6 protein-coding genes are annotated in these 6,473 nt (G+C 64.1%); 3 read left to right on the top strand and 3 right to left on the bottom strand.

The genetic code is table 11. From position 1 onward, the window contains the following. Positions 1-166: 166 nt before the first annotated feature. The 3 genes from ACZYOF_RS41395 to ACZYOF_RS41385 form a co-directional block, all read right to left on the bottom strand. Positions 167-370, bottom strand: coding sequence for a tautomerase family protein (locus tag ACZYOF_RS41395; protein WP_028163903.1), 204 nt, complete (start codon positions 368-370; stop codon positions 167-169). Positions 371-487: 117 nt separating this feature from the next. Continuing rightward, positions 488-1,939, bottom strand: a complete 1,452-nt coding sequence (gene hisS, locus ACZYOF_RS41390; protein ID WP_463719350.1) for a histidine--tRNA ligase — start codon at positions 1,937-1,939, stop codon at positions 488-490. 169 nt (positions 1,940-2,108) lie between these two features. Further along, positions 2,109-3,188: a branched-chain amino acid aminotransferase gene (locus tag ACZYOF_RS41385; protein WP_130583712.1), complete on the bottom strand. Its 1,080-nt coding sequence runs from the start codon at positions 3,186-3,188 to the stop codon at positions 2,109-2,111. Positions 3,189-3,528: 340 nt separating this feature from the next. Between ACZYOF_RS41385 and ACZYOF_RS41380 the strand changes: the two genes are divergently transcribed. From ACZYOF_RS41380 to ACZYOF_RS41370, 3 genes are read left to right on the top strand one after another with little or no spacing between them, the layout of a single operon-like run. Further along, positions 3,529-4,083, top strand: a complete 555-nt coding sequence (locus ACZYOF_RS41380) for a MarR family winged helix-turn-helix transcriptional regulator (RefSeq protein ID WP_028163906.1) — start codon at positions 3,529-3,531, stop codon at positions 4,081-4,083. 41 nt (positions 4,084-4,124) lie between these two features. After that, on the top strand, positions 4,125-4,820 hold the full coding sequence (locus ACZYOF_RS41375) for a response regulator (RefSeq protein ID WP_130583714.1): 696 nt from the start codon (positions 4,125-4,127) through the stop codon (positions 4,818-4,820). Positions 4,821-4,832: 12 nt separating this feature from the next. Further along, the gene (locus tag ACZYOF_RS41370; protein WP_130583711.1) at positions 4,833-6,218 is read left to right on the top strand and encodes an ATP-binding protein; all 1,386 of its coding nucleotides are present in this window, start codon (positions 4,833-4,835) and stop codon (positions 6,216-6,218) included. The last annotated feature ends 255 nt before the right edge of the window (positions 6,219-6,473 follow it).

Here is a 6,473-nt window from a genome sequence, read left to right as displayed (position 1 = left end):
CCTCGCGCATCCCATCTTGGCCAGCGATCATCCGATCGCATCAAACAGGCCGGACATATGGATGCAAGCGATCCGATCACCTCAAAAGCTCTTGTGCCACGGGGGCCGTCCACATATGGGTCCCCGCTCCAGTGCGCAATTGCGCACAAGGCGGGGACGACGAGAGCTACTTCTTCGCCGCGGCGGCGCGTTCAACGAACGTCTTGCCGCCCTTCATCTTGTGGGTGAGTGGCGCCTCGTTGATCTGGATCACGACGGCTTCGGCGTCGACGCCGAGGTTCTTCACGAGCGCCTGGGTGATGTCGAGCATCATGCCCTTCTTCTGCTCTTCGGTGCGGCCGGCAGCCATGTTCACGGTGATCTCAGGCATCTCTCGCTCTCCCTTTTGTTGTCGTTCACTGGCCCGGCCGTCATTGCCGGGCTCGACCCGGCAATCCATCATTTTGAAGATGGATACGCGGGTCAAGCCCGCGTATGATGAATTCAGCTACCCCCACGTCACCTCATGCCGCGCTAGCACCTCGCGGACCTTCGCGACGAGGTCGGCCTCCGCACACGAAAACTGCGCCGGACGGGTCTCGCGCCATTCCTGGTTCGAAGCGATTGCCGCGGCCGCCTTCGCGCCTTCGATCAGGTCCTTGATCTGCACCTCGCCGCGCGTCTTTTCGTCGGAGCCCTGGACGATGACGCAAGGACTATTGCGGCGGTCGGCATATTTGAGCTGGTTGCCCATGTTCTTGGGATTGCCAAGATAGAGCTCGGCGCGGATGTTGGCGCTACGCAACTGCGCGACCATCTTCTGATAATCCGCGACCCGCTCGCGATCGAACACCGTCACCACGACGGGCCCGAATTGCGGCCGCGTATCGAGCTTGCCAAGCAGCGTCAGCGCCGCCTGCAGCCGCGACACGCCGATGGAAAATCCCGTCGCCGGCACCGGCTCACCACGGAAGCGCGAGACCAGGCCGTCATAGCGACCGCCGCCGCCGACGGAGCCGAAGCGAACGGGACGGCCTTTTTCGTCCTTGGTGTCGAGGAGAAGTTCTACTTCGTAGACGGGGCCGGTGTAGTATTCCAAGCCGCGAACGACGGAGGGATCGATAATAACCCTGCTTTCATCGTAACCCGCTGCCGCAAGTAGCTCCTTGATCTGCGCAAGCTCGGCCACGCCTTCTTGGCCCAGGGCATTTCCTTCCACCACATCTTCGAAGTTCGCGACCGTGACTTCGTTCGATCCCCTCTTACTCTTCGATCCCGACGATGAATCGCCTTTCCAACCGGTGAAGTTAATTACGCGTGATCTTCCGACAGGGTCGAGTCCGGCACCCGCGGTAAAGTCACCCTTTCCTTCTTCGCCGCCATCCCATCGGCCAGAGCCGAGCAATTTCTCAATCTCCTCGACCGGAAATTTGTCGAGCTTGTCGATGGCGCGGAGCACCGTCAGTCGTTTCCCGGCATTGTCGTCACCGCCGAGACCGATGCTCTCCATCAACCCGTCAAGCACCTTGCGATTGTTGACCTTCACCACATAAGAGCCGCGCGGAATCCCCAGCGCTTCCATCGTGTCCGCCGCCATCATGCACATCTCGGCATCCGCGGCCGGCGAGGCAGAGCCCACCGTATCCGCATCGAACTGCATGAACTGGCGGAAGCGGCCGGGGCCCGGCTTCTCGTTGCGGAAGACGTAGCCGGCGCGATAGCTGCGATACGGCTTCGGCAGGTGATCGAAATTCTCGGCGACGTAGCGGGCGAGCGGCGCGGTCAGGTCGTAGCGCAGCGAGATCCACTGCTCGTCATCGTCCTGGAACGAGAACACGCCCTCGTTGGGGCGGTCCTGGTCAGGCAGGAATTTTCCGAGCGCGTCGGTATATTCCATCGCCGGCGTTTCCACCGGCTCGAACCCGTAGCGCTCGAACACCTCGCGGATGGTCTCGGTCATCCGGCGCGTCGCGGCGATCGCGGTCGGCCCGCGATCTTCGAGCCCGCGCGGCAGGCGCGCCTTCAGCTTCTGCGGTTTTTTGGGTTTGTCGGCCATGGGCGCGCATTTAGCAGCGGATGGAGAATGCGGCAACCGTCGCGCCGAGGCGGCGGAATAAATCCGCCGCCGGTCACAGCACCTTTTTGATCCAGTTGTGCGGGTCGGCCGCGCGACCGTACTGGATGTCGACCAGTTGCTTGCGCAGCCCCATGGCGACAGGGCCGGCCTCACCGCCGTTGATGAGAAACTCGCCGCTCGTGGAACACACCTTGCCGATCGGCGAGATCACGGCCGCCGTGCCGCAGGCGAAGGCCTCTTTCAGCTTTCCGCTGGCGGCATCAGCGCGCCACTGGTCGATCGTGTAGGCCTCCTCGCGCACCGGCGTGCCGGCATCCTTCGCGAGCGCGATGATCGAATCCCTCGTGATGCCCGGCAGGATCGTGCCGAGCGGCGGCGTCAGCAGCGAACCGTCGGCAAACACGAAGAAGACGTTCATGCCGCCGAGTTCCTCGATGTAGCGGCGCTCGACCGCATCGAGGAAAACCACCTGATCGCAGCCGTGTTCGATGGCCTCCGCTTGCGCCCGAAGGCTCGCGGCGTAGTTGCCGCCGCACTTGACGGCGCCGGTGCCGCCGATCGCGGCGCGCGTGTAGTTCTCCGACACCCAGATCGACACCGGCGCGGGTCCGCCCTTGAAATAGGAGCCGACCGGCGAGGCGATGACGGCGAAGATGTATTCCGCTGATGGTTTCACGCCGAGGAAGACCTCGCTCGCGATCATGAAGGGCCGCAGGTAGAGACTGCCCTCGCCGCCCGGAATCCAGGCGCGGTCGATGCGCACGAGCTGCTCGACCGCTTCGATGAACACGGGCTCGGGCAGCGGCGCCATGGCCATGCGCTCAGCCGAATTCCAGAAGCGGCGGGCATTGGCGTCGGGACGGAACAGGTTCACGCCGCCATCGTCGCGCTTGTAGGCCTTGAGGCCTTCGAAAATTTCCTGCGCGTAGTGCATGACGGCGGTGGCCGGATCGAGCGTGAAATTCGCGCGGGATTCGACGCGCGCGCCATGCCAGCCCTTCGCCTGATTGTAGCGGACCACAGCCATGTGATCGGTGAAAATCCGGCCGAAGCCCGGGTCCACGAGCCTTGTCGCGCGCTCCTTGTCCGAGGTCGCATTCGCCGCAGGCTGGATTTCGAATTTCAAACTCATATCCTTTGCTTTCCGCCCTTGCTTCCCGCTGTCGGAATCCGCGCGATTGCTGGCGCCGGTCTCTCCGGGCCTGACTGGCTTTGTCGGCCTGGACTTCACCGCCAGCCTTACGGCCGGTTTCCATCGCCGTCATGTCCGAAAGGACATGCTTTTGCCGGATGCTGAAGTCCAGTATGTTTTGTCGAAATGCCGCTCGACAATCGCACGGTAGTCCCAATTTGCGGCCCAAGCCTCCATCACTGGTCTGCTCGTGGCCGATCTAAACTTTGCCAGGGACGAAACGATTTAAAATTTCGTCGTGACTGGCAGTTTTGTAACATTGAACCCAAGATACGTCAATATGGCTGACATAAATTTCTCAACGGCAGCAGCGCAGCCCGATTCTCCGGGAACGGACGTATCCGCTCCCGGGCCTCGGACGGGCGATTTGCGCTGGGACATCATCGAGCTCCTGTTCTTCGCCTATCGCGACTTCGTCGGCGATGCCGATCAGGAGCTGGAGGCGTTCGGCTTCGGCCGCGCCCACCATCGGGTGATGCACTTCGTCACGCGCTATCCGGGGCTCAAGGTCGCCGATCTTCTCGACGTCCTGCGCATCACCAAGCAATCGCTCGGCCGCGTGCTGAAGCAATTGCTCGATGAAGGCTACATCCTGCAGAAGACCGGCAGCAATGACCGGCGGCAGCGGCTGCTTTACGCCACCGCCAAGGGCGAAGCGCTGGTGGCCAAGCTGGCGGGATTGCAGACCGACCGCATCAACCGCGCGGTCGCCGGCCTCGATCCGGGCGGCGTCGAGACCGTGCGGGCGTTCCTGCGCGCGATGATCGACCGCGACGATCCCGACAAGGTGCTGGAGACGATCTTCGGCGGCGCGGCCAAGAAGACGAGGGAGTGAACGTGACGCAGGGAGCAACCATTGCCGCGGCGACGGCACGAATGCCGATGAAACCGGCCGACGACGCGCCGCACCTGCTGCTGGTCGATGACGATCGCCGCATCCGCGATCTCCTCTCGCGCTTCCTCTGCGGCGAAGGCTATCGCGTCACGACCGCCATGAGCGCCAGCGACGCGCGCGCCAAACTACTGGGGCTCAATTTCGACCTGCTGATCCTGGATGTGATGATGCCCGGCGAGAACGGCTTCGATCTCGCGCGCTTCATCCGCGCGTCCTCGTCGGTGCCGATCATCATGCTCACTGCGCGCCACGAGGCGGAAGCCCGCATCGAGGGTCTGCAGATCGGCGCCGATGACTATGTGGCAAAGCCGTTCGAGCCGCGCGAACTGGTGCTGCGGATCGGCAACATCCTCAAGCGCACCGCGCCGCCGCCGGCGCAGACGCTGGAGCAGATCGCCTTCGGCCCCTACGTCTTCCATCTCGACCGCGGCGAATTGCGCCAGGGCGAGGAGATCATCCATCTGACCGACCGCGAGCGGGACATGCTGCGCGTCCTCGCCGCGAGCCCCGGCGAAACCGTGCCGCGCGGCGCGCTGACCGGAGGCGGCACCGTCAACGAGCGCGCCGTCGACGTGCAGATCAACCGCCTGCGGCGCAAGATCGAGCGCGATCCCGCCAATCCCTTGTTCCTGCAGGCGGTGCGCGGCATCGGCTATCGCCTGGTGGCCTCGCCTTAAGCCTTATCCGCCATGAGCACGATCGACACGGGCCTGAGCCTGATCCGCAACGCCTCGCAGCGCGTCTCCCGAGCCAATGGCCGGATGGGAAACGCGTTCAAGAGCTGGATGCCGACCGGCCTCTATGCCCGCGCGCTGCTGATCATGATCGTGCCGATGGTGGTGCTGCAGACCGTGGTGGCCTTCGTGTTCATGGAACGGCACTGGAACACGGTGACGCGCCGCCTCTCCGCCGCTGTGGTGCAGGACATCGCCGCTCTCATCGACGTCTACAAGACCTATCCGCAGGACAAGGACCGCGCGCAGGTGCGCCGGATCGCGCAGCGGCTCCAGCTCGTGGTCGATTTCCTGCCTCCCGGCGACATGCCGCCACCCGGGCCAAAGCCGTTCTTTTCGCTGCTCGACCAGTCGCTGTCGGTGCAGCTCGGCCGCCAGATCGGCCGTCCGTTCTGGATCGACACCGTCGGCAGATCCAACCTGGTCGAGATCCGCGTGCAGCTCGACGACGCGATCATGCGCATCTTCGCGCTGCGCAGCGCCGCCTACGCATCGAATTCGGAGATCTTCATCTTCTGGATGCTCGGCACCTCCACGATCCTTTTGATTGTCGCGGTGCTGTTCCTGCGCAACCAGATCAAGCCGATCCTGCGTTTGGCGGACGCCGCCGAAAGCTTCGGCAAAGGCCGGGAGGCACCGAATTTCCGGCCACGCGGCGCGCGCGAGGTGCGGCGTGCGGCGCACGCCTTCCTGGAGATGAAGGCGCGCATCGAGCGCACGATCGAGCAGCGCACCGCGATGCTCGCCGGCGTCTCGCACGATCTGCGCACCATCCTGACCCGCTTCAAGCTGGAGCTCGCGCTGCTCGGCGAAGGCCCCGAGATCGACGCCATGCGCAAGGACGTCGACGAGATGTCGATGATGCTGGAGGACTATCTCGCCTTCGCCCGCGGCGACTCTGGCGAGGTCGCACAGCCCACCGACATGACGATGGCGCTGGAGGAATTGCGCAACGACGCCGAGCGCCACGGCCACACCGCGACCGTCGCCTTCCACGGACTGCCCGTCGTGACCGTGAAGCCGGCCTCGTTCAAGCGCTGCCTCGGCAATCTCGTCTCCAATGCGGCGCGGCACGCCAACGCGATCTCGATCACCGGCCACCGCGACCACCGTTATCTCACGATCACCGTCGATGACGACGGCCCGGGCATTCCGGCGGACATGCGCGAGGAGGTGTTCAAGCCGTTCTTGCGGCTCGACGACGCCCGCAACCAGGACGAGGGCGGCACCGGCCTGGGACTGGCCATCGCCCGCGACATCGCCCGTTCGCATGGCGGCGACATCATGCTCGGCGACAGCCCGATGGGCGGCCTCCGCGCGACAGTGAGAGTGCCGGTGTAGAAATTCTTCCCTTCTCCCCTTGTGGGAGAAGGTGGCGCGAAGCGCCGGATGAGAGGTTGTCGCCACGGGCGGCGGCGTTCGTGGAGAGAACCCCTCACCCAAGCGAGTCCGCTGCAAGTAGCTGAGCAGTGAGCAACCGGCGACATGGGTAACACTTCAAACCGACGACATGGGTAACACAATTCTCGTTTCGTTCAGGTCTGCTGTTGCTGGGGCTGTGGACCCTGGGGGCAACGCGCAGCGTTGTCCCCAAGT

This window comes from Bradyrhizobium sp. LeoA1Lang, from assembly GCF_055413685.1.
Note: the sequence above shows the minus strand (reverse complement) of the source record. Positions and strands in the feature narration are given on the sequence as shown.

Coding starts and splice junctions, on each gene's coding strand:
- ACZYOF_RS41395 (WP_028163903.1), bottom strand. CDS start 370: ATGCCTGAGATCACCGTGAACATGGCTGCCGGCCGCACCGAAGAGCAG.
- hisS (WP_463719350.1), bottom strand. CDS start 1,939: ATGACCGAGACCATCCGCGAGGTGTTCGAGCGCTACGGGTTCGAGCCG.
- ACZYOF_RS41385 (WP_130583712.1), bottom strand. CDS start 3,188: ATGAGTTTGAAATTCGAAATCCAGCCTGCGGCGAATGCGACCTCGGAC.
- ACZYOF_RS41380 (WP_028163906.1), top strand. CDS start 3,529: ATGGCTGACATAAATTTCTCAACGGCAGCAGCGCAGCCCGATTCTCCG.
- ACZYOF_RS41375 (WP_130583714.1), top strand. CDS start 4,125: ATGCCGATGAAACCGGCCGACGACGCGCCGCACCTGCTGCTGGTCGAT.
- ACZYOF_RS41370 (WP_130583711.1), top strand. CDS start 4,833: ATGAGCACGATCGACACGGGCCTGAGCCTGATCCGCAACGCCTCGCAG.